Genomic DNA, 19134 nt, shown 5'->3' with positions numbered 1-19134 from the left:
GAGGGCGTGCATGTCATGCTAAACGCCGTGACCCCCGCGGGGGTGGCACGGCACGGGGTGAAATCAGGACTCGGCGGGGTTATCCACGATGCAGCGCACCGTCACGCGGACACTGGAGTCGTGCGTGGCCGCGGTGTACTGACCCGCCCGTTCGAGGGCGTTCCAGGTGGCGGGCGTCACGCGGTTGCGACGGATACCCGTCGTCGCGATGACGATCGGCACCTCGACGGAGCGACCCGCGGCCGAGATGGTCGTCATCGGGGCTGCCGTGATCGGGCCGAGCGTGAGCGTGATCGTCGTGCCCGGGGTCCGGGTCTTCGTGTCGCCGAGCAGCAGCCAGACGGCCTGCAGCAGGCCGTCGCGCTGCGGGGGAGCGAGGAGGCCCGCGAGGGAGGACGGATCGACCAGCTTCACCGCACGGCCGAGGTATTCGGACTCGGTGACGGCGTGGTACAGCCACGTCTCACGACGACCCTCGATGAGGTGCAGTCTCAGCTCGGTCGCGAGCGAGGCCGCCTGCGACGCGACCTTCGGCTCGAGTGGCAGGGGCACGTCGCCGTTGGCGACGCCGTCCAGCAGCTTCTCGGCCGCGAGGTCGAGTCGGGCCAGCTCGTCGCTCGCGAGCATGCCGACGGCGAACCGCGGCTGGGACACGTTGCTCTGCACGAGCACGCGGTCGAGCTCGACCGTCACCATCCGCCGGAACCGCTGCACGACGACGATCGTGATGGCGGGCGGCAGGATGGCGAGCGCCACGACGCTGATCTGCTGCGGGCCGGTCTCGGCCGTGATGGGCGTGGTGGCGAGGACGGCGATAACGAGCACGACGAACAGGACGGCGGTGGCCGCGATCAGCTCGCGAGCCGGTCGGAGGGTCACGATCGGCAGGAGTCCGAAGCCGACGGCGACGGAGGCCGTGGCGAACGACCCGATGTCGTGCAGCGGCCAGATCGCGATCAGGTCGAGGGCCACCACGAGGGAGAGGACGACGCAGATGACCGCGAACACCCGGCCCGTGAGCCGCTCGCCCCGGATGATGACGAGCGCCGTGGTGCCGATGAACGCGGCGATGTAGATCAGCCAGGCGAGCAGGGCCGGAGCCACGCTCGGATAGAGAGAGAGGTGGCTCAGGAAGAACACGAGCCCGTAGACCGCCTGGACGGCGGCGACCACGGCCGCGCCGAAGCCGAGGTAGCCGGTGCCGAGGGTGGCGCCGGCCGCGCGAGCCTGGCGCAGGGAACGGGCACCGGTCGAGCCGACCGGGAGCCCGCGCGCGGCGCGGCGGCCCCGACTGACGCCGAGGGTGTTCTCGTCGATGCTCATCGGGGTGCCTCCAGGACGACGGTGGTGCCGGCACCGGGGGAGGAGAAGAGGCGGGCGGTGCCGCCGACCTCGCGCAGTCGGCCGACCACGGACTCCTTGAAGCCGAGCCGCTCCTCCGAGACGCCGTCGAGGTCGAACCCCACGCCGGCGTCCGTGACCATCGCACGCACCATCGTGTCGTCGTGGATGATCGTGACGTGCGCCTCGGTCACGCCCGCGTGCCGCCGGACGTTCTCGAGGCACTCGGCCAGGGCGAGCAGGAACGCGTCGAGCACGTCCGTCGGCAGCAGGACCTGACCGGTGCCGTGCCAGCTGACCTCGAGACCCATGCGGCCGAACCGCTGCTTGACCGACTCGAGGGTCTGGCCGAGGGGCGACTCCTCGACGGTCTCGAGCGAGTACTCGCCGGAGGCCTGGGGCTGGGGGGTGCCACCGAGCCGGAGGTGCCGCAACAGCCGTGCGTCCTCTGCGGCCTGGGTCTGCAGGGCCTGCGGCGTCACGCCGAAACCGCTGTGCGCGAGCAGGGTCAGCGTGGCGAGGACCGTGTCGTGCAGGAGGCGCGCGCCCTGACGGCGCTGCGCCTCCGTCTCACTCGCGTGGCGCTCGGCCCGGTGGGCGTTGCCGATGCTGTAGATGCGCCGCGCCGCGAGGGGGACGCTGCGGCCGAGCCACGCGCCCGCCAGAGTCGCGAGCACCCAGCCGAGGATGACCGCCGCGACGGGGAAGGTCAGCAGGGAGCCGCTCGCGACCGCGGTCATGGCGATGGCGACCACGAAGGCTGCGCCCGCCAATGCCAGGCGGCGCCTGCTCGAGGTGAGGATCACGGCGAACCCGGCCGTCGCCCCGCCGACGAGGGGGATGACCGCGGTCGTCAGCGGCCCGGTCGGCTCATCGAACGGGGCGAGCGCGACGGCCGTCGCAGCCAGACCCGAGACGAGACCGAGCGGAACCCAGACCCGCGAGCGGCTGCGCGAGACGAAGACGAGGGACACGACCAATACGACGGCGAAGGGGAGCAGGGCGAGGAGGCGCAGCGGCTCGATCACGCCGGGCACCATCAGGGCCAGGAAGGACACGGCTGCGCAGCACAGGCCGAGCGTGCCGGCTGTGCCGCGGAGCAGGCGATCGCGCTCCTGGGCGAAGAGATCCATGTCGTTCCACCGAGTGTCGGGATAGAGGTAGCTGAAAAGACAACCCATGCCATGCTTTCACACCCGACACCCCTCTGGGGGTCAGCCCGGCAGTCAGGCGCGAAACTCGGTCAGGATGCGAGGAGGCGGCGGAGGTGTCCGCCGACGGCCTCGTTCTCGATCAGGAAGCCGTCGTGCCCGTAGTGGCTGCTGATGACCGTCGCGTGCCGGCCGTCGAGCGCGTGCGGCACGTGTCGGGCGATCTGCTCCTGATCGGCGACGGGGAAGAGCCGGTCGGTGTCGATGCCGAGCACGAGTGTCCGCGCCGTGACGCGGTTGAGCGCCGCCTCGACGCCGTCCCGGCCCCGGCCGACGTCGTGGGAGTTCATGGCACCGAGCAGCGTGACGTAGCTGCCCGCGTCGAAGCGACGGGTGAACTTGTTGCCGTGGAAGTCGAGATAGCTCTCGACCTGGAACCTCCCCGGCCCGCCGAGCGGAGAGATCTCGCTCTGCCAGCTGCGGCCGAAGCGGGCGTTCAGCTCGTCGGGCGAGCGGTAGTTGAGCAGGGCCATGCGGCGGGCCAGAGCGAGACCGCGATAGGGGCCGTCACCGTCGTCGGCGTCGTAGAAGTCGCCGTCGGCGAAGGCCGGGTCCATGCGGATGGCCTCACCCTGCACGGTGTTCAGCGCGATCTGGTCGGCGCTCGAGACGGCGGGCGCGGCCAACACCGCGAGCCGTTCGAGACGATGCGGGTGCGACACGCCCCACTCGATCGCGTGCATCCCGCCCATCGAGCCGCCGACGACGGCCGCCCAGCGCTCGATGCCGAGCCGATCGGCGAACAGGGCCTGTGCCTCAACCTGGTCTCGGATGGTCAGGTGCGGGAACCTCGAGCCCCATTCGACGGCGTCGGGCCCGAACGACGACGGGCCGGTGCTGCCCTGGCAGCCGCCGAGCATGTTCGGCGCGACGACGAACCAGCGGTCCGTGTCGAGGGCGAGCCCCGGTCCGACGATGCCCGTCCACCAGCCGGCGGTGACGTGACCGGGGCCGGCCGGGCCGGCGAGGTGGCTGTCGCCGGTGAGGGCGTGCAGCACGAGGACGGCGTTGCCGCGATCGGCGTCGAGTTCGCCCCAGGTCTCGTAGGCGATCCGGGGCCGGCTCAGCGTGACGCCGCTCTCGAGCACGAGGTCGTCGATGGTCTCGAACCGCCGGTTGCCCGGGGCGTCCCCGTCGCGCCACGCGCCGGTCACGGGCGGCCGGCCCAGCATCGCGAGGCGGTTCTGCTCCGAGACGACGCTCGACGGGACCGTGTCCTCGGGTGTGCTCTGCCAGTCCATCGTGCTCCATGGTGCCCGACCCAGGAGGCGGCGGTCGCTTTGTTACCGAGCCACCGCCTCCTCGAGGGCCGAATCGATCAGGACGAGCGCAGCGCCTCGTGCGTGACCGAGGCCGCGGCCGCGAATCCGGCGTCGAGATCGGTCTTCAGGTCATCAACGTTCTCGAGCCCCACCGACAGGCGGACGAGCCCCGGCGTGACACCGGTGGTCAGCTGCTGCTCGGGCGTGAGCTGCGAGTGGGTCGTCGACGCGGGGTGGATGACGAGGCTGCGGACGTCGCCGATGTTGGCCAGGTGGCTGAACAGGCGCAGGTTGTCGACGAGTGCGCGACCGGCGTCGACGCCGCCCTTCAACTCGAACGACAGCACGGCACCGACACCGCGGGGTGCGTACTTGTTGGCCGCCGCGTACCAGGGGCTGGTCGGGAGGCCGGCGTAGTAGACGGCCGCCACGTCGTCGCGGGCGTCGAGCCACTCGGCGATCTCCTGGGCGTTCTGCACGTGACGTTCGATGCGGAGGCTCAGGGTCTCGATGCCCTGGATCAGGGAGAACGCACTGTCGGCGCTGTTCGACGACCCGAGGTCGCGGAGCAACTGCACCCGCGCCTTGATGATGTAGGCGAGGGCGTCGCCCACCGCCGTCGTGTAGCTCGCACCGTGGTACGACGGGTCGGGCTCGGTCAGCCCGGGGAACGTCGCGACGTTCTCCGACCACGCGAACCGCCCGCCGTCGACGATGAAGCCGCCGATCACGGTGCCGTGCCCGCCGAGGAACTTGGTGGCCGAGTGCACGACGATGTCGGCGCCGTGCTCGAGCGGGCGGATCAGATACGGCGTCGCGATCGTGTTGTCGACGATGAGCGGCACACCGGACTCGTGGGCGATGTCCGCGACGAGGGTGATGTCGAGGATGTTGATCTTCGGGTTGCCGACCGTCTCGGCGAAGAACAGCTTCGTGTTCGGGCGCACCGCGCGGCGCCACTCGTCGGCGTCGTCCTGGTTCTCGACGAAGGTCGTCTCGATGCCGAGCTTCGCGAGCGTGTACTTGAGCAGGTTGTAGGTGCCGCCGTAGATGGACGACGACGACACGACGTGGTCGCCGGCCTGCGCAATGTTCAGCACGGCGAACGTCGACGCGGCCTGGCCGGACGCGACGAGCAGGGCGCCCGTTCCCCCCTCGAGCGCGGCGATGCGCTGCTCCACGACGTCGTGGGTGGGGTTCATGATGCGCGAGTAGATGTTGCCGTTCTCGGCCAGCGAGAAGAGGTCCTGGGCGTGCTGCGAGTCACGGAACACGTACGACGTCGTCTTGTAGATCGGCGTGGCGCGGGCGTGCGTCGTCGGGTCGGGGCGGGCACCGGCGTGGATCTGCTGCGTCTCGAACTTCCAGCTGGCGGTCTCGTCGCTCATGGCGTGTCTCCTGCGGTCGGTGATGCGGGGTTGGCGGGTCGGTCGGGTCGGGTGGTGAGAGCGCCCGGATGTCGACGGTGGCGACGTTACGCACCCGGGCCGGGCAGGGCAACGAGACCGACATGCTGCGTAACGCGGCGCTACCGTGGCAGCGGACCCCGACTCCCGTCGCGGTCGACGGTGACGAGGAGGACGAGATGGCGAAGCGTGTTGTGGTGACCGGGGCGAGCTCGGGGATCGGTGCGGCGACCGTGCGCTCGTTCCGCGACCGGGGCTGGGACGTGGTGGCGGTCGCCCGTCGCGAGGACCGCCTCCGGGCGCTCGCCGACGAGACCGGTGCCTCGTGGTTCGTCGCCGATCTGACCCGCGACACCGACGTCGAGGCGCTGAAGCGGCACATCGACGAGAGCGGCGACCTGCACGCCCTCGTCAACAACGCGGGCGGCGCGTTCGGCCTCGACACGGTCGAGTCGTCGAGCATCGACGACTGGCAGCGCATGTTCGACGTCAACGTCCTCGGGACCAAGCGCGCCGTGTCGGCGCTGCTGCCCGCTCTCCGCCGAGGAGCCGAGGAGGCACGGGGCGCGGACATCGTCACCGTCACGTCGATCGCCGGTCACGTCGCGTACGAGAAGGGCGGCGGGTACAACGCGGCGAAGTTCGCCGAGCACGCCCTGGTCGCCGTACTCCGGCTGGAGCTCGCCGGCGAACCGCTGCGCGTGATCGAGGTCGCCCCCGGCATGGTGAAGACGGACGAGTTCTCGCTGGTCCGCTTCGCCGGCGACCAGGCCAAGGCCGATGCGGTTTACGAGGGTGTCGAGAACCCGCTCACGGCCGGGGACGTCGCCGAGACGATCGTGCACTCCGTCGAGCTGCCCGCACACGTCAACCTCGATCTCATCACGGTGAAGCCGGTCGCGCAGGCCGCCCCGCACAAGGTGGCTCGAGGACCCCTGCGCGTCGCACTCTGACCACGGACGACCGACGACGGACGACGGAGACCCATGGACGCACCCGTTGTCCTCCGGAAGGAGGACAACGGGTGAGCCCGCGGGTGATTGTTGATGTGTCACAGGACTCTCTTATGACACCAGTCCGGGGGGCAATTCGCCCGATGTGACGGCCTGAGCGGTCGACGCGAGCTCTCGCGAAGCGGGCGATATGTGCCCCGTTCGAGGGGTGAATTTCGCGGATTTGTCCGCACAATGGAGGACACGGCTGTCGCCCGAATCGACGTGACGGCCGCCGTCAGGGGGACACGCCGAGGGTCGGTTCGCGCCTGGATCAGGCGCTGTGAGCGGACGCTTTCACGGGTCTGAATCGAGGGCATTCGTCCTTGCCGCAGAGGGCACAATCCGTGCCGCGTCGGTAGTGCTCGTGGGCTTCGGGGGCGTGGCCGCATGCGCAGACTCGCTGTTCGCCGGGTGCGATTCGCGACACGTGTCGCCTTTCTGCATCGGTGCTCGAGGGGTGCCGGTCGACGCCCTAGGCGCCGGGTCGAGCCTACTTGCCCGAGCGGGCCTCGGGGCGCCCGTCCGAGGGGTGGCTGACCGTCCGTCGTTCGGGGGACACGGGCTGTCCCCGCCCAGGGTCGTCGTCGCAGCGCGGGAGTATTCCGGGACGTCGAGCGAGCGGCGGGCGGCAACGGGCGAGTGGCGACGGACACGCGGCCGTGGGGGGTGTTGCGCCGGGGCCCGTTCGGCGTATCTTGACTCTCACCCGACGGCGAGACGTTCCGACCCGAATCTGGAACGTCATCCGCCCAGCCCCACGTCACGAACCCGAAACTCGTGACCGACGGGCTTCACCGCACCATCCTTTGCCAGTTCGCTTACCCCTAGCAAGGACACCCATGAACCCGCGCTTCCCCCTGCCCGAAACCGCGCACCCCCGGATCAGCATCGTCGTTCCGGCTCGTAACGAGGCACGAAACCTTGAGATCGTCCTGCCCATGCTCCCCCCGGTGCACGAGGTCATCCTCGTGGACGGACACTCCATCGACGACACGGTCGAGGCCGCTCGCCGCGTGATGCCCGACATCCGCGTCGTGCACCAGACCCGTCGCGGCAAGGGCAACGCCCTGGCCTGCGGCTTCGAGGCCGCCACGGGCGACATCATCGTGATGTTCGACGCGGACGGCTCCGCCGATCCGGCCGAGATCCCGCGCTTCGTCGAGGTGCTCGTGGCGGGCGCCGACGTCGCCAAGGGCAGCCGGTTCATCCACGGCGGCGGCAGCGACGACATCACGAAGTTCCGCGGTCTCGGCAACTGGGGCCTGAACTGGCTGACCAACCGGCTTCTCGGCACGTCCTACACGGACCTCTGCTACGGCTACAACGCCTTCTGGACGCGCATCGTGCCGAGTCTCGACCTGCCGGCCACGCACCTCCCCGAGCGTGCCGACGGTCAGATGCACCACGGTGACGGCTTCGAGATCGAGACCATCCTGAACTGCCGCACCGCGGCTCTCGGGTACGACATCGTCGAGGTGCCGAGCGTCGAGAAGCTGCGCATCCACGGTGCCAGCAACCTCAACGCCATCCGGGACGGGTTCCGCGTGCTGCGGACCATCCTCGACGAGCGTCGCCGCCGTCCGTCCGCCGCCATGCGGCTCCGGACGTCGATCCGCGAGGCCGTCGAGCTGTCGGGCACCCCGCAGCCCGTCGACACGGCCTCGGTCGCCGCCCAGGGCGCTGCCCGGGACGTGGCGTGACCGCTCCCGTCGCCGGGATCTCCGTCGTCGTCTGCGCCTACACCCTCGATCGCTGGGGCGACCTCGAGGCCTCCGTCGAGTCCGTCATCGGACTCCCGGAGGCTCCCGAGGTGGTGCTCGTGATCGACCACAACCCGGCGCTGCTCGAACGGTCGCGGACCCGGTGGCCCGACCGCGTCGTCGTCGCGAACGAGTTCACCCAGGGGTTGTCCGGCGCGCGCAACACCGGCGTCAAGATTGCCTCCGGCGAGATCATCGCGTTCCTCGACGACGACGCGACGGCGGATCGCTCGTGGCTGACCTTCCTGCTCCAGCCCTTCTCCGACCCGGCGGTGGCGGGTGTCGGCGGTCGTGCCGTGCCCGTCTGGCCCGACAGCGTCGCCGCCGGCACGACACCGGGCATGTACCCGGCCGAGCTGCTCTGGATCGTCGGCTGCAGCCACGACGGACTCCCGACGAGCACGAGCGACGTCCGCAACGTGATCGGCTGCTCGATGGCCTTCCGGCGCGAGGCGATCCTCTCGGTCGGCGCCTTCAACCCCGACACCGGTCGGGTCGGCACCATCCCCCTCGGCTGCGAGGAGACGGAGATGTGCATCCGAATCCGCCAGGCCGATGCCTCCGCACGCATCGTGCTCGAGCCTCGCGCGGTCGTGCGGCACCACGTGTCGGAGCCCCGCGTGACCTGGGGCTACCTCCGTCGACGCAGCTTCTACGAGGGCGTGTCGAAGGCGGCGTTGAGCAACCAGCTCGGCCGCGGCGACTCGCTGTCGTCCGAGGCGAGCTACCTCACCACCGTCCTGCCGAAGGCCGTGCTCCGCGAACTCGGCCGGACCGGACGAGGAGGCGCGGGTCGCGCCCTCGCGATCGTCACCACGGTCGCCGGTACCGTCCTCGGCTACGCCGTGGGCAGCCTCCGTCGGGCCCGGTTGTCCACCCTCGACGTGGCCGCCCAGCGCGAGGCCCTCGACGGCGTGCTCTCGGGTGGTGCGTCATGACCGCGCTGCACGTCGCCCGGCCCATGACGAGCCCCGAGCGACCCACCTGGGGCGGGGCCCTCTGGGTCGGCGCGATCGACATCGACGACCTCGCGCGATCCGGGGTCGACGACGTCGTCCTCGACGACTGCGACGGGTACCGGGCCGCCCGGCTGCTCGTGCGCCGAGGCCGGGACGTGCTCGGCTTCATCGAGGTCCCGGTGGTCGCGGGCCACGTTCCCGCCGATCTGGTCCGTGCCGAGACGCTGACGCTGCCGACGCCCGTCGCCGCGGCCGACTCGCTCGTCCTTCCGGCCGTCACGGTCGTGCTCTGCACACGTGACCGGGCCGAGCAGCTCCGCGGGGCGCTCACCTCGGTGCTCGCCCTCGACTATCCGGCCTTCGACGTGATCGTCGTCGACAACGCCGCCGCCACGAGCGACACCCGCGACCTCGTCGCCGCCGAGTTCGACGACGAGCGCGTCCGACTCGTGTCCGAGCCCAAGCCCGGCCTCTCGAGTGCCCGCAACACCGGCCTGCTCGCCGCCACGGGCGAGATCGTCGCCTTCACGGACGACGACGTGGTCGTCGACCGCGAGTGGCTGCGCGGCATCGTGAGTGGTTTCGCCCACGGCGCGGACGTCGTCTGCGTCTCCGGCCTCGTGCCGAGCGGCGAGATCAGGACGGCCGTCCAGAGCTACTTCGACGACCGCGTCTCGTGGTCGAAGAACGTGACGACGCGGGTCTTCCGGCTCGCCGATCGCCCCGATGACCTTCCTCTCTTCCCGTTCTCCGTCGGCGCGTTCGGCACCGGGGCGAACTTCGCCCTCCGCCGCGACGACGTGATCGCGCTGGGCGGGTTCGACACGGCGTTCGGCGTCGGCACGCGCACCGGTGGGGGAGAAGACCTCGACATCTTCACCCGCGTCCTGTTCGCGGGGCACGCCCTGGTCGTCGAACCGTCCGCCGTCGTGTGGCACCGCCACCGGTCCGACCTCGCCGCGCTGCGCACGCAGGCGACCGGTTACGGCACCGGTCTCGGTGCGTGGCTCACGAAGATCGCGCTCGACCCGGGCACGCTGGCCCTCGCGCTGCGGAGGGCGCCGCGGGCGCTCCGACACCTGTTCGCCAAGGACGACGGGGACATCCCGTCGGTCATCGCGTCGGAGGCCGCCGGTCAGCCGCGCGTCGACTGGGCCGGGGAGGTCGCGCGGGTCGGTCGGCACGAGCGGATGAGCGTCCTCCGCGGGCCGCTGCTCTACCTGCGCCAGCGCTGGGACGGCGCCGGGCTCATCCCGGCAGGCCGTCGCCCCGCGCGCCGCGCCGTCGAACCCGTCGGCGGTCGGCGATGAGCACGCCGCGGCGCCCACCGCGCCCGGTCGTGCACCTGCCCATCGCGGCCGTCGACCGGCTGGCCCGGGGCGGTCACGTGATCGGCGTGATCGGCCCGCTCGAGCTGCCGCCGCGCGACGCGCTCGTCGAGGCGCTGTACCGGATCATGTCGCTCGGCCCGGAGGCGCGGCTCGGCCTGGTCGGGACGCCCGACGGTCACGACTGGCGCTACGACCCGCAGGCCCTCCGGGCCCGGTGCGACCGCATGGTGGTCGAGCGGGACGCCGACGACGGTCTGTCGTCGACGACGTACGCCGAGCGCATGGTGGCCGAGATCGACCCCGACCTGCCCCTCCGCATCGTCGTCGTGGGCGACCGGCTCATCACGATCTACGACCACCAGCTGGTCGATGCGAGGTACACGACCGGGCTGCCGGGCGCGCTCATCGCGCTGGCCACCGGGGGCGACATGCCGTCCTGGTTGACCGTGTCCAGCGCCCGGCGGCCTCTCGCCGCCGGGGTGGTCGCCACCTTCCTGCGGCACCCGGGCCAGATCGCCCGCCTGTTGCGCGCGCGGCGCGTCATCGACCCGGACAACCTGCCCCGCACCTCCGCCGAGCGCCCGCTCGTGCCCTGGTGCCCGTCCTCGAGCGTCGTCTGGGCGCAGGGGACCCGTCAGGACTACCGCGAGTTCCGGGCCTGGCTGCGTGCCCAGGACGGGGCTCCGTCGTTCGGCGCGGCCGTCATCGTCGCCCTGCGTCGATCGCTGGCCGAGGTCGGCATCCGCCTCGACCCGATGAGCGAGATGGTCTACGACGTGCGGCGCTACCTGCCCGCGGGCGTCGAGACCACCGGGAACTTCGTGACCGGTATCCCCGTCGACGGCGGAGACGACCTGGGCGCCGTGGAGAACAGCATCCATGAGACCGTCGAATCGGGGCGGCCGCTGGCGGCCCTGCTGGCCGGCGCCGCCAAGGAGGCCCTCGGGCTGATCCCGCGGGGCACGACCGACAGCGCACCCGCCCATGCGCGGGCGCACGTCGTGGTCAGCAACATGGGGCTGACCCGTGCCCTGCAGCAGCTGCCGTGGCGACGGGACGGACGCCCCGCACAGGCCGTCTACCTCGTGCACCCGATGGGCCCGGAGTCCGTCGCCGCCCAGATCGCCGTGATCGACGGCGCCGTCCAGGCCAGTGTCACCTTCAACGACAACGTGTTCGACCGCGAGACGATCGAACGCGCGGTCACGAGGGCGATCGCCGACCCGCTCTCCCTGCTCGCTGCGGACGCCGGCTACCAGCCGTCGGTCGTCTGGCGATCGGCCGAGACGGCCTGACGGGCCGCGGCGTCGGTCTCGGTCTCGAGACGGACGCCGGTGTCGACGCCCGAGACCTCGAGGCCGGTCACCTCGAGGCGGGCCACGTCGAGGCCGGCCGCCTCGACGTCGTGGCGCTGCTCGCGCGGACGGATGTCGACCACCCGCGTCCGCCGGGCGCCCCGGTCGGTCAACCACGCGACCAGCGAACAGGCGCCCGCTGCCCCGACGAGCGCCCCCACGCTCACGACCGTGTACGGACTGACGTCGCTCGACACCGCGGCCCAGACGGCCGCGCTGCCGAACATCACGCTGCCGAGCAGCCAGGTCCTCATCGTCATGTGTTCCCCCCTCGTATAACGCTCCGACTGTAAGAGAACAGATCGGCCGCCGTGTGCGTGACTGCGCTAAATGACCTCGAATCGGGCTGGAAGTCACCCCGGGTGGACAGCGGGCGAGGTCAGTCCCGAGGGGAGTCCGCGTCTGCGTCGTGCTCGGGGGCGGCGCCGAGCAGATCGGCGAGGTCGATCTCACGGAGAGCGCGGAGACGCTCCTCACGCCCCTCGTCGTAGTCGGCCGTCGGGCGGGCCGCGTAGCCGATCCGATCCACGACGGTCGACCCGACGTCGTCCCAGGCGCGAGCGCGGGCCGCGTCGACGACTCTCGTCCGGAAGGCCGCGTCGTGCTGTCGTTGCCGCAGGGTGCGGGCGAGGGAGGCGGCGGTCTTCTCCCGGAGCGTCAGGGCGCCGATGTCGTCGGTCCGGTAATCGAACTGATGGCGTGATTGACCGTACGACCGGTGCGTCCGGCGACGGAGGCGCGCCATGCGTCGCGCCTGCTCCGCCTGTTCGTCCGCGAGCCGACGGAGCTCGTCGGCCACCGCCTCCTCGGCGACGGCCTGGTCGAACGCCTCGGCGTCGCCCAGGGCCCGGAGGATGATCCGGTTGGCGACCGCGACGACGAGGGCCGAGTCGATGATGAGCAGCCCCTCATCGGCGGCGCGCGTGACGGCCTCGCGCTCGTCCTGGGTCGCCCTTGGTCGTCTCACGCGCCTCCTTCGTCTCGACACGACCGTACCCGGCGACGGTCGTCGCCGGACGGTGCGCTCGGGGGGCCGTCGGCCCGAGGTGAGCGGTCGGCCCGGAGGCACTACGGTTGTGCGCATGGTTTCCACACCCGACGACCCGACCTCGCCGACCGGAGCCGCGGTGTCCGACGACCGTGAAGTGCTCGGCTGGCTCGAGTTCGGCGAGGCCTCGCGCCACCTCGCGAGCGACGTCGTCGCCGGCGACTTCACCCCCGACGTCGTCGTCGCGGTCGCCCGGGGCGGGTTGCTGCTCGCCGGCGCGATTTCGTACGCGCTCGGCACGAAGATGTGCGGCTCGATCAACGTCGAGTTCTACACCGGGGTCGACGAGCGTCTGCCGGAGCCCGTGCTCCTGCCTCCCACGCTCGACGCACCGGCGCTCGCCAGCAAGCGCGTGCTCGTCGTCGACGATGTATCCGACTCCGGGCGCACGCTCGCCCTCGTCCGCGACCTGCTGCTCGAGGTCGCCTCGGAGGTGCGCACCGTCTGCCTCTACAGCAAGCCGCGCACCATCCTCGAGCCCGACTTCGTCTGGAAGCGCACGTCGCAGTGGATCACCTTCCCGTGGAGCGCCCTGCCCCCGGTCACGGCCGACGAGACCGGCGCCGGCCGATGAGCATCCACCTCGTCGGCGGCGGTTCGCCGACCGACGAGCCCGAGCTGTACGACCTGTTCGTCTCCGAGGCGGCCGTCCGCGGCGCGGCCGTGGGGCGCGACGTCCCCCGCATCGCCGTGCTGATCGTCACGGCGGGCGACGTCCCCTCGGACGAGTTCCGAGACGGCTTCCCCGCGATGCTCGCGACCGGTGGTCGGTGCGACGCCCGCGTCACCGTCGTCGAGGCCGGTTCGTCGTTCTCGACGACCGTGCTGAACGACATCGACGGCCTGCTGATCGCCGGCGGCCTGACCCCGGCGTATCTGGAGGCGGTGGCTCCGTTGATCGACCAGGTGCGCCTCCTGGTCAGTGACGGGCTCCCGTATCTCGGCTTCTCGGCCGGCGCCATGATCGCGGCCGACCGGGCCGTGCTCGGCGGCTGGCTGATCGGCGACGTGCAGGTCTGCCCTGAGGACGCGAGCGAGGACCTCGACGAGGTCACCCTCGCCGACGGCCTCGGTCTCGTCGATCTCGCCATCGACGTGCACGCCGCCCAGTGGGGCACCCTCACGCGCCTGATCGCGGCGACGGAGGCCGGACTCGTCCGCGGCGGCGTCGCCATCGACGAGGGCACGGCGCTGGTCGTGGGGGACGGCGCGCTCGCCGTGCTGGGGTCCGGCAGCGTCTGGCGCGTCGAACCGCAGCTCGACGAGGACGGCGACATCGTGGGCGTGTCCGTCGGCACGCTGGGTGTCGAGTGACCTCCGCGTCGCCACACCCCCTCACCGACCTGATCCACCCGAGTTGGGCGGCCGCGCTCGCGCCCGTCGCCGATCGCATCGCCGACATGGGCGACTACTTGCGCTCCGAGGTCGCCGCCGGCCGCGGCTACCTGCCGGCCGGCGACCTGGTGCTGCGCGCCTTCACGTACCCGATGGACGACGTCCGCGTGCTGATCGTCGGGCAGGACCCGTACCCGACACCCGGCCACCCGATCGGCCTGTCGTTCGCGGTCGACCCCGGTGTCCGCCCCGTGCCGCGGAGCCTGGCGAACATCTATCGCGAGCTGCACGACGATCTCGGCGTCCCGGTCGTCGAGCACGGCGACCTCACGGCGTGGTCCGAGCACGGCGTCATGCTGCTGAACCGGGTGCTGACCGTCCGCCCGGGGGAGACCGCGTCGCACCGGGGCAAGGGCTGGGAACCCGTGACGCAGTGCGCGATCGAGGCGCTGGTCGCGCGGGGCGGGCCTCTCGTCGCCATCCTGTGGGGTCGCGACGCGGCGTCGCTGACGCCGATGCTCGGTGACGTCCCGACGGTGCAGTCGGCCCACCCCAGCCCGTTGTCCGCCTCACGCGGATTCTTCGGGTCGAAGCCGTTCAGCCGCGCGAACGCCCTGCTGGTCGAGCAAGGTGGCGAGCCCGTCGAATGGGCGCTCCCGTCGGCCTGACGCCGGCCTGACTGGAGCGCGATCCCCGCGCCGTCCTCGGGCGATCCGGGGTCGAGCCGTCGCGCCGTGGGGCGACGGACGCGCGACGTGGCATGGTGGAGCGATGCTCGAGGAGGAATACCAACCGCGCCGCCGTCTGCCGCGCCGCCTGCAGCCGCCCGCGCCGGAGGAGCCTCCGTTCGCGTTCGAGATCCGTGACGCGACCCGGGCCGATCTCCCGTACGTCCGCGAGATCTACAACCACTACGTCGCCAACTCGACGGTCACGTTCGACGAGGACGCGATGACGCTCGCCGAGTGGCGCGCCAAGTTCGCCCGTGGCGAGAAGCTCGACATGCCCTTCCTCGTCGCGGTCAACCCGGCCGGGGAAGTGCTCGGTTACGCCCTCGCGGCGCCGTGGCGGTCGAAGGCCGCGTACCGGTTCACGGTCGAGAGCTCGATCTACCTCCGACCGGCGTCGACCGGCAAGGGGCTCGGTCGGGCGCTGCTCGACGCCCTGATCGAGCGTGCCCGCGACAAAGGCATCCGCGAGATGATCGCGGTGATCGCCGACAAGGGCGCGGACGCGTCGATCCGTCTGCACGAGTCGTTCGGGTTCGTCGAGTCGGGGCGCATGGGACGCGTCGGGTTCAAGTTCGGCCGGTGGCTCGGCACGGTGCTCATGCAGAAGTCGTTGAAGAAGCGTCGCCCCGTCCGGAAGGCCTGAGCTCGGAAGGCCCGGGCCGGGGCGGCCCGAGCTCGGAAGGCCTGGGCTCGGAAGGCCTGGGCTCGGACGGCCCGAGGGCATCGCCGATCAGCGTCTCGAGCAGAGCGTCGGTCTGATCGACGTCGGCGGGGTCGCCGCGCCACAGCATGCGCAGGACGAGGCCGTCCAGGGCGAGGGCCGCGGTCGAGCGGACCTCGGCGCCGACGCCCAGCCGTTCGAGCAGGGCGTCCAGGGACGAGTACCACGTGTCGGCGCTGTCGCGCAGGGCGGGGGTGCGCATGGCGGCGAAGAGCAGCTCGTATTGCGCGAGCGCGGCCGCTCGATCGGTGCCGGTGTAGCGGACGAGCAGGGCGGCGAGATCGCGCCGCGTCGGCGTGTCGATCGCGTCGATGGTGGACGTCCAGTGCCGGGCCGAGACCCGGAGGGCGGTGGCCAGCATGTCGTCGCGACTCGCGAAGTAGTAGGTGGCGGCGGCGAGGGGGAGCCGCGCCTCCTCGGCGACGGCCCGATGCGTGACGGCGTTCGGACCGCCGCGTTCGAGGACCCGGAGGACGGCGGCGACCAGGGCCTGCCGCCGAGCCTCGCCCTTGGGTGTCGTGCCGGGGCCTGGGGCTGCGGGGGTCGGGGTCGTCGAGGCTGCCGGTCTCGGGGCTCGCGTCACGCCGCGGCCTCGTGCCGCCCGCCGAGCTCGAGCATGGTGACGCCGCCGATGACGAGCACGATGCCGCCGAGCTGCACGAGGGTGAGCGGCTCCTTGAAGACGAGCCAGCTGATGAGGGCGACCAGGACGACGCCGACGCCGGCCCACACGGCGTACGCGATGCCGAGGGGGACGCCCTTGCCGAGCGACTGCGCCAGCATCGTGAACGCGAAGCCGTAGCCCGCGACGACGATGCCGTAGTGCCACCAGCGGGCGTCGGGCCCGCTCGTGACCTTGAGGAAGCTGGTCGCGACGACCTCGCCGACGATCGCGAGTGCGAGGAAGAGATAGCCCATGACGACTCCTGGGGGACGCGCGACGATCCCGGGCACGGACTGTGCGGCCGAGGGAGCGCGAATGGGACAAATGTACCAGAATGTCCGAAGTCTGGCTGCCCCAGCCGCCCATTCGTGGGGACGAGGAGTCGCGGGTCGGCCCCGCGCCCGGCACCACGACACGCGAGCGGGCGGTCGTCCGGGGTGCGGCGGGCCTCGACCCGCTTTTTCTGTCCACTCGCGCGAACGTCCGGGCGCGACGATGCACCGCTGGCCATCGCGTCGATGGTCGGCGGTGCATCGTCCCGCCCGGAGGCGGTCCGCCGTCAGGGCGGCGGATCGTGCGGATCAGCGGAGCGCACCTCGACGGCGGCTCGTGATCAGGAGGCCGAGACCGGCCAGGAGGGCGAGGACGGCGGCGACCAGAGGGAGGCCGGTGTCGCTCCCGGTGTAGGCGAGCGAGTGTCCGGAGGCGGCCGCTGCCAGGACGGAGCGGTCACCTGCGGCGGCCAGGCTCACGGTGCCACCGAGCACGCCCGTGACGCCGGTCGTGCCCCGGTCGGGTGTGGCCGGGGTGCCGGGGTCGACAGGGGTGACCGGGGTGACGGGTGTCACCGGGGTTCCCGGGTCGACCGGGGTGACGGGTGTCGTCGGGTCGGTCGGCGTGACCGGCGTGACCGGCGTCGTCGGCGTGGTCGGCGTGGTCACCGTGCTGTCGCCGACGACCGACACGGCGTTGCCGCCCAGGTCGATCGGCAGCTGGATCACCGGCACGATCTGGGTGCCTCCGAGCAGGCTGTCGTCGCCGCCGGTGGTCGGGCCCTGAACCGGCCCGACCGCCGGGGTTGCGGTGGTACCCGACGTCGAACCCGTGCTCGACGAGTCGCCCAGCACGGAGATCGCGTTGCCGCCGACCGTGACGGGCAGGCCCACGACCGGGACGACCTGTGTTCCGCTCGCGATGCCGTCGTCACCGTTCGTGACGGGGGTGCCGGTCGTGCCGTTCGCCGGCGCGGTGCCGGTGGGTGTCGTGGTCGAGGACCCGGTGCTGGACGAGTCGCCGAGCACGCTCATCGCGTTGCCGCCGACCGTGACCGGCACGGCGACATCGACGAGGGCCTGCGAGCCGCCGAGCACCGAACCGTCTCCCGACGTGCTCGGTGCGGGTGTCGGTGCGGCGGGAGCGGGGGCGGCCTCGGTCGCAGGCGCGGCCGGCGCACTCGCCGTGCTGGCGGCGTCGCCGAGGACCGAGACGGCCGTATCGCGGACCGTCACCGGAACGGCGACGGAGACGAGGCCCTGCGTTCCCGACAGGATCGCGTCGTCACCCGAGGTGACAGGGACGGCAGGTGCGGCAGGTGCAGCAGGTGCGGCAGGTGCAGCCGGCGCGGCAGCGGGCGCGGCCGCCGTGCTCGACGAGTCGCCGATCACGCTGACCGCGTTGCCGAGGGCCGAGACGGGTGCCTCGACCGCGGCCACGACCTGACTGCCCGACAGCAGGCCGTCGTCGCCGCCGGTGAGGGTGTCGGCCTGGGCGGCCGTGGTTCCGAGGGCCCAGATGCCCCCGACGAAGAGCGCTCCCATGAGCCCTCTCGAGACGTACTTGTTCATGACGAACTCCTAGATCGATAACGGTGTGACCGCATCGGATGGATGCGGGACGAGCACGTGTGCCGCCGCGAGCAGAGCGCTCGGCGAGGCGGCCGTGCCACCGTCAGTCGGGGGAGGAGTCGGTCTCGAAGGTCGGCGTCGACGGCAGATCGTCGTCGCGGTCCGCGGCGCTCGCCGAGACGGCGAGACCGGGAAGCAAGGAGGCGCGGGTCGAGTCGGCCGCGCCGGCCCCACCCGATGCGCCCGCAGAAGCCGCCGAGCCACCGGGCGTCGCCGACACGGGGCCCGCGGGCACGTCGTGCCCGGGCTGCCCCGGCTGCGCCGGGTACTCGGCGGGCGTCGCGAGGGCCGAGCCGTTGGCCGAGCCGTAGCCCGTCGTCGCCGTCGAAGCGCCGAAACCGTCCGCCATCGCCTCGCGCAGCAGGGCGATCGTGTCGGAGTCGACCGGCTGCGCGGAGGTCGACAGCGATGCATCGGCATCCGCTGCCGCACTCGCGTCGCCCGCCGCGATGCCGGCTGCCGGGACTTCCGCCGGGGCGGACGAGCCGCTCGGCGGAGTGGTCACGACGGGGACGCTCGGAGTCGTCACGGGCGTGGTCGACGCTTCGGCGGTCGCCACGATGGCCGAATCGACGACCTGGGCCACCGGTGCCGTGACGGTCCCGACGGGGGCCGACCCGGTCACGGCCGACACGACCGGCACGGCGGCCACGACGTGGTCCACGGTCTGTGCGACGGGTGCGACCACGTGGCTGACGGGCGCGGTGACGGCGACCTGCTCGACGGCCCGAGGGACCACGGGGGCGACGGCCTGGACGACCGGAGCCACGACGGGCACGGGGGCGGTGACCCGTGTCGCGGCGTCCGTGACGGCCTGCACCGCGCCTCCGGCGGTGTGGCCGACGTCGGCCACGGGGGAGTCGAGGGCACCCACGGTATCGCCGACGGCAGCCGTGACCCCGCCCAACAACGACGGTTGCGCCGGAGCGCCCTCGGCCGCGGAGGCCGAGGGGGACGACGTGACGAACGTCAGCAGAATCCAGGCGGCGGCGATCAGGCCGGAGATGACGAGGAGGCGCAAGGCGGTCCGCAGGGCGGTCGGCCCTGTCATCGCCTCATCCGTCTGATCCACGGTCATGCCCCGTCGTCGTCGACCGCCGGGTGGTTGACC

At 72.0% G+C, this 19134-nt stretch carries 19 protein-coding genes; 9 read left to right on the top strand and 10 right to left on the bottom strand.

Annotated features, from left to right (window positions below; translation table 11 throughout):
- Window positions 1-63: 63 nt before the first annotated feature.
- The 4 genes from ACPEEZ_RS09310 to ACPEEZ_RS09295 all read right to left on the bottom strand — a co-directional run bounded on the left by ACPEEZ_RS09310 (window position 64) and on the right by ACPEEZ_RS09295 (window position 5202).
- The gene (locus tag ACPEEZ_RS09310; protein WP_423917876.1) at window positions 64-1323 is read right to left on the bottom strand and encodes a hypothetical protein; all 1260 of its coding nucleotides are present in this window, start codon (window positions 1321-1323) and stop codon (window positions 64-66) included.
- Entirely contained in the window at window positions 1320-2474 is a 1155-nt protein-coding gene (locus ACPEEZ_RS09305; protein WP_423917873.1) for a sensor histidine kinase, read from the bottom strand. The genes ACPEEZ_RS09310 and ACPEEZ_RS09305 overlap by 4 nt, the downstream gene beginning before the upstream one ends.
- Before the next feature lie 110 nt (window positions 2475-2584).
- Window positions 2585-3793, bottom strand: a complete 1209-nt coding sequence (gene metX / locus ACPEEZ_RS09300; RefSeq protein ID WP_423917870.1) for a homoserine O-acetyltransferase MetX — start codon at window positions 3791-3793, stop codon at window positions 2585-2587.
- Window positions 3794-3870: 77 nt separating this feature from the next.
- Window positions 3871-5202 carry a bifunctional o-acetylhomoserine/o-acetylserine sulfhydrylase gene (locus ACPEEZ_RS09295; protein ID WP_423917867.1) on the bottom strand — a complete coding sequence of 444 codons (1332 nt, stop codon included), beginning with the start codon at window positions 5200-5202 and terminating at the stop codon, window positions 3871-3873.
- Between the two features lie 197 nt (window positions 5203-5399).
- On the opposite strand from ACPEEZ_RS09295, the gene ACPEEZ_RS09290 reads away from it, so the two are divergent.
- The 5 genes from ACPEEZ_RS09290 to ACPEEZ_RS09270 all read left to right on the top strand — a co-directional run bounded on the left by ACPEEZ_RS09290 (window position 5400) and on the right by ACPEEZ_RS09270 (window position 11560).
- On the top strand, window positions 5400-6173 hold the full coding sequence (locus tag ACPEEZ_RS09290) for an SDR family NAD(P)-dependent oxidoreductase (RefSeq protein ID WP_423924223.1): 774 nt from the start codon (window positions 5400-5402) through the stop codon (window positions 6171-6173).
- A gap of 881 nt (window positions 6174-7054) precedes the next feature.
- The gene (locus ACPEEZ_RS09285) at window positions 7055-7915 is read left to right on the top strand and encodes a glycosyltransferase family 2 protein (protein ID WP_423917864.1); all 861 of its coding nucleotides are present in this window, start codon (window positions 7055-7057) and stop codon (window positions 7913-7915) included.
- Window positions 7912-8913, top strand: coding sequence for a glycosyltransferase (locus ACPEEZ_RS09280; RefSeq protein ID WP_423917861.1), 1002 nt, complete (start codon window positions 7912-7914; stop codon window positions 8911-8913). Before ACPEEZ_RS09285 ends, ACPEEZ_RS09280 begins: the two co-directional genes overlap by 4 nt.
- A complete protein-coding gene (locus ACPEEZ_RS09275; protein WP_423917856.1) occupies window positions 8910-10244 on the top strand; it encodes a glycosyltransferase family 2 protein in 1335 nt (444 codons plus the stop codon). The genes ACPEEZ_RS09280 and ACPEEZ_RS09275 overlap by 4 nt, the downstream gene beginning before the upstream one ends.
- Complete coding sequence (locus tag ACPEEZ_RS09270) at window positions 10241-11560, top strand: hypothetical protein (protein WP_423917853.1); 1320 nt, start codon at window positions 10241-10243, stop codon at window positions 11558-11560. Before ACPEEZ_RS09275 ends, ACPEEZ_RS09270 begins: the two co-directional genes overlap by 4 nt.
- Here ACPEEZ_RS09270 and ACPEEZ_RS09265 read toward each other — a convergent pair.
- Together ACPEEZ_RS09265 and ACPEEZ_RS09260 are read right to left on the bottom strand one after the other, a co-directional pair.
- Entirely contained in the window at window positions 11518-11880 is a 363-nt protein-coding gene (locus ACPEEZ_RS09265; protein WP_423917850.1) for a hypothetical protein, read from the bottom strand. The two genes, ACPEEZ_RS09270 and ACPEEZ_RS09265, sit on opposite strands and share 43 nt — an antisense overlap.
- A 119-nt stretch (window positions 11881-11999) precedes the next feature.
- Window positions 12000-12587: a hypothetical protein gene (locus ACPEEZ_RS09260; RefSeq protein WP_423917847.1), complete on the bottom strand. Its 588-nt coding sequence runs from the start codon at window positions 12585-12587 to the stop codon at window positions 12000-12002.
- A gap of 115 nt (window positions 12588-12702) precedes the next feature.
- On the opposite strand from ACPEEZ_RS09260, the gene ACPEEZ_RS09255 reads away from it, so the two are divergent.
- The 4 genes from ACPEEZ_RS09255 (at window position 12703) to ACPEEZ_RS09240 (ending at window position 15377) form a co-directional block, all read left to right on the top strand.
- Window positions 12703-13242, top strand: coding sequence for a phosphoribosyltransferase (locus ACPEEZ_RS09255; RefSeq protein ID WP_423917844.1), 540 nt, complete (start codon window positions 12703-12705; stop codon window positions 13240-13242).
- Entirely contained in the window at window positions 13239-13982 is a 744-nt protein-coding gene (locus ACPEEZ_RS09250; RefSeq protein WP_423917841.1) for a Type 1 glutamine amidotransferase-like domain-containing protein, read from the top strand. Before ACPEEZ_RS09255 ends, ACPEEZ_RS09250 begins: the two co-directional genes overlap by 4 nt.
- Window positions 13979-14671 (top strand): uracil-DNA glycosylase, encoded by a 693-nt coding sequence (locus ACPEEZ_RS09245; RefSeq protein WP_423917838.1) that lies wholly within the window; start codon window positions 13979-13981, stop codon window positions 14669-14671. Before ACPEEZ_RS09250 ends, ACPEEZ_RS09245 begins: the two co-directional genes overlap by 4 nt.
- Window positions 14672-14774: 103 nt before the next feature.
- Window positions 14775-15377: an N-acetyltransferase family protein gene (locus ACPEEZ_RS09240; RefSeq protein ID WP_423917836.1), complete on the top strand. Its 603-nt coding sequence runs from the start codon at window positions 14775-14777 to the stop codon at window positions 15375-15377.
- On the opposite strand, the gene ACPEEZ_RS09235 is transcribed toward ACPEEZ_RS09240, so the two are convergent.
- From ACPEEZ_RS09235 to ACPEEZ_RS09220, 4 genes are all read right to left on the bottom strand, one after another.
- Window positions 15331-16038 (bottom strand): TetR/AcrR family transcriptional regulator, encoded by a 708-nt coding sequence (locus tag ACPEEZ_RS09235; RefSeq protein ID WP_423917833.1) that lies wholly within the window; start codon window positions 16036-16038, stop codon window positions 15331-15333. The genes ACPEEZ_RS09240 and ACPEEZ_RS09235 overlap by 47 nt on opposite strands.
- The gene (locus tag ACPEEZ_RS09230) at window positions 16035-16373 is read right to left on the bottom strand and encodes a DMT family transporter (RefSeq protein WP_423917831.1); all 339 of its coding nucleotides are present in this window, start codon (window positions 16371-16373) and stop codon (window positions 16035-16037) included. Before ACPEEZ_RS09230 ends, ACPEEZ_RS09235 begins: the two co-directional genes overlap by 4 nt.
- 327 nt (window positions 16374-16700) lie before the next feature.
- On the bottom strand, window positions 16701-17963 hold the full coding sequence (locus ACPEEZ_RS09225) for a chaplin family protein (RefSeq protein WP_423917828.1): 1263 nt from the start codon (window positions 17961-17963) through the stop codon (window positions 16701-16703).
- A 103-nt stretch (window positions 17964-18066) separates the two neighbouring features.
- On the bottom strand, window positions 18067-19074 hold the full coding sequence (locus tag ACPEEZ_RS09220; protein ID WP_423917825.1) for a hypothetical protein: 1008 nt from the start codon (window positions 19072-19074) through the stop codon (window positions 18067-18069).
- Between the last annotated feature and the right edge of the window lie 60 nt (window positions 19075-19134).

The organism is Frigoribacterium sp. 2-23 (assembly GCF_049601585.1).
Lineage (GTDB): Bacteria > Actinomycetota > Actinomycetes > Actinomycetales > Microbacteriaceae > Frigoribacterium.
The sequence above is the reverse complement of the archived record's forward strand: the minus strand, read 5'-3'. Positions and strand labels throughout refer to the sequence as shown.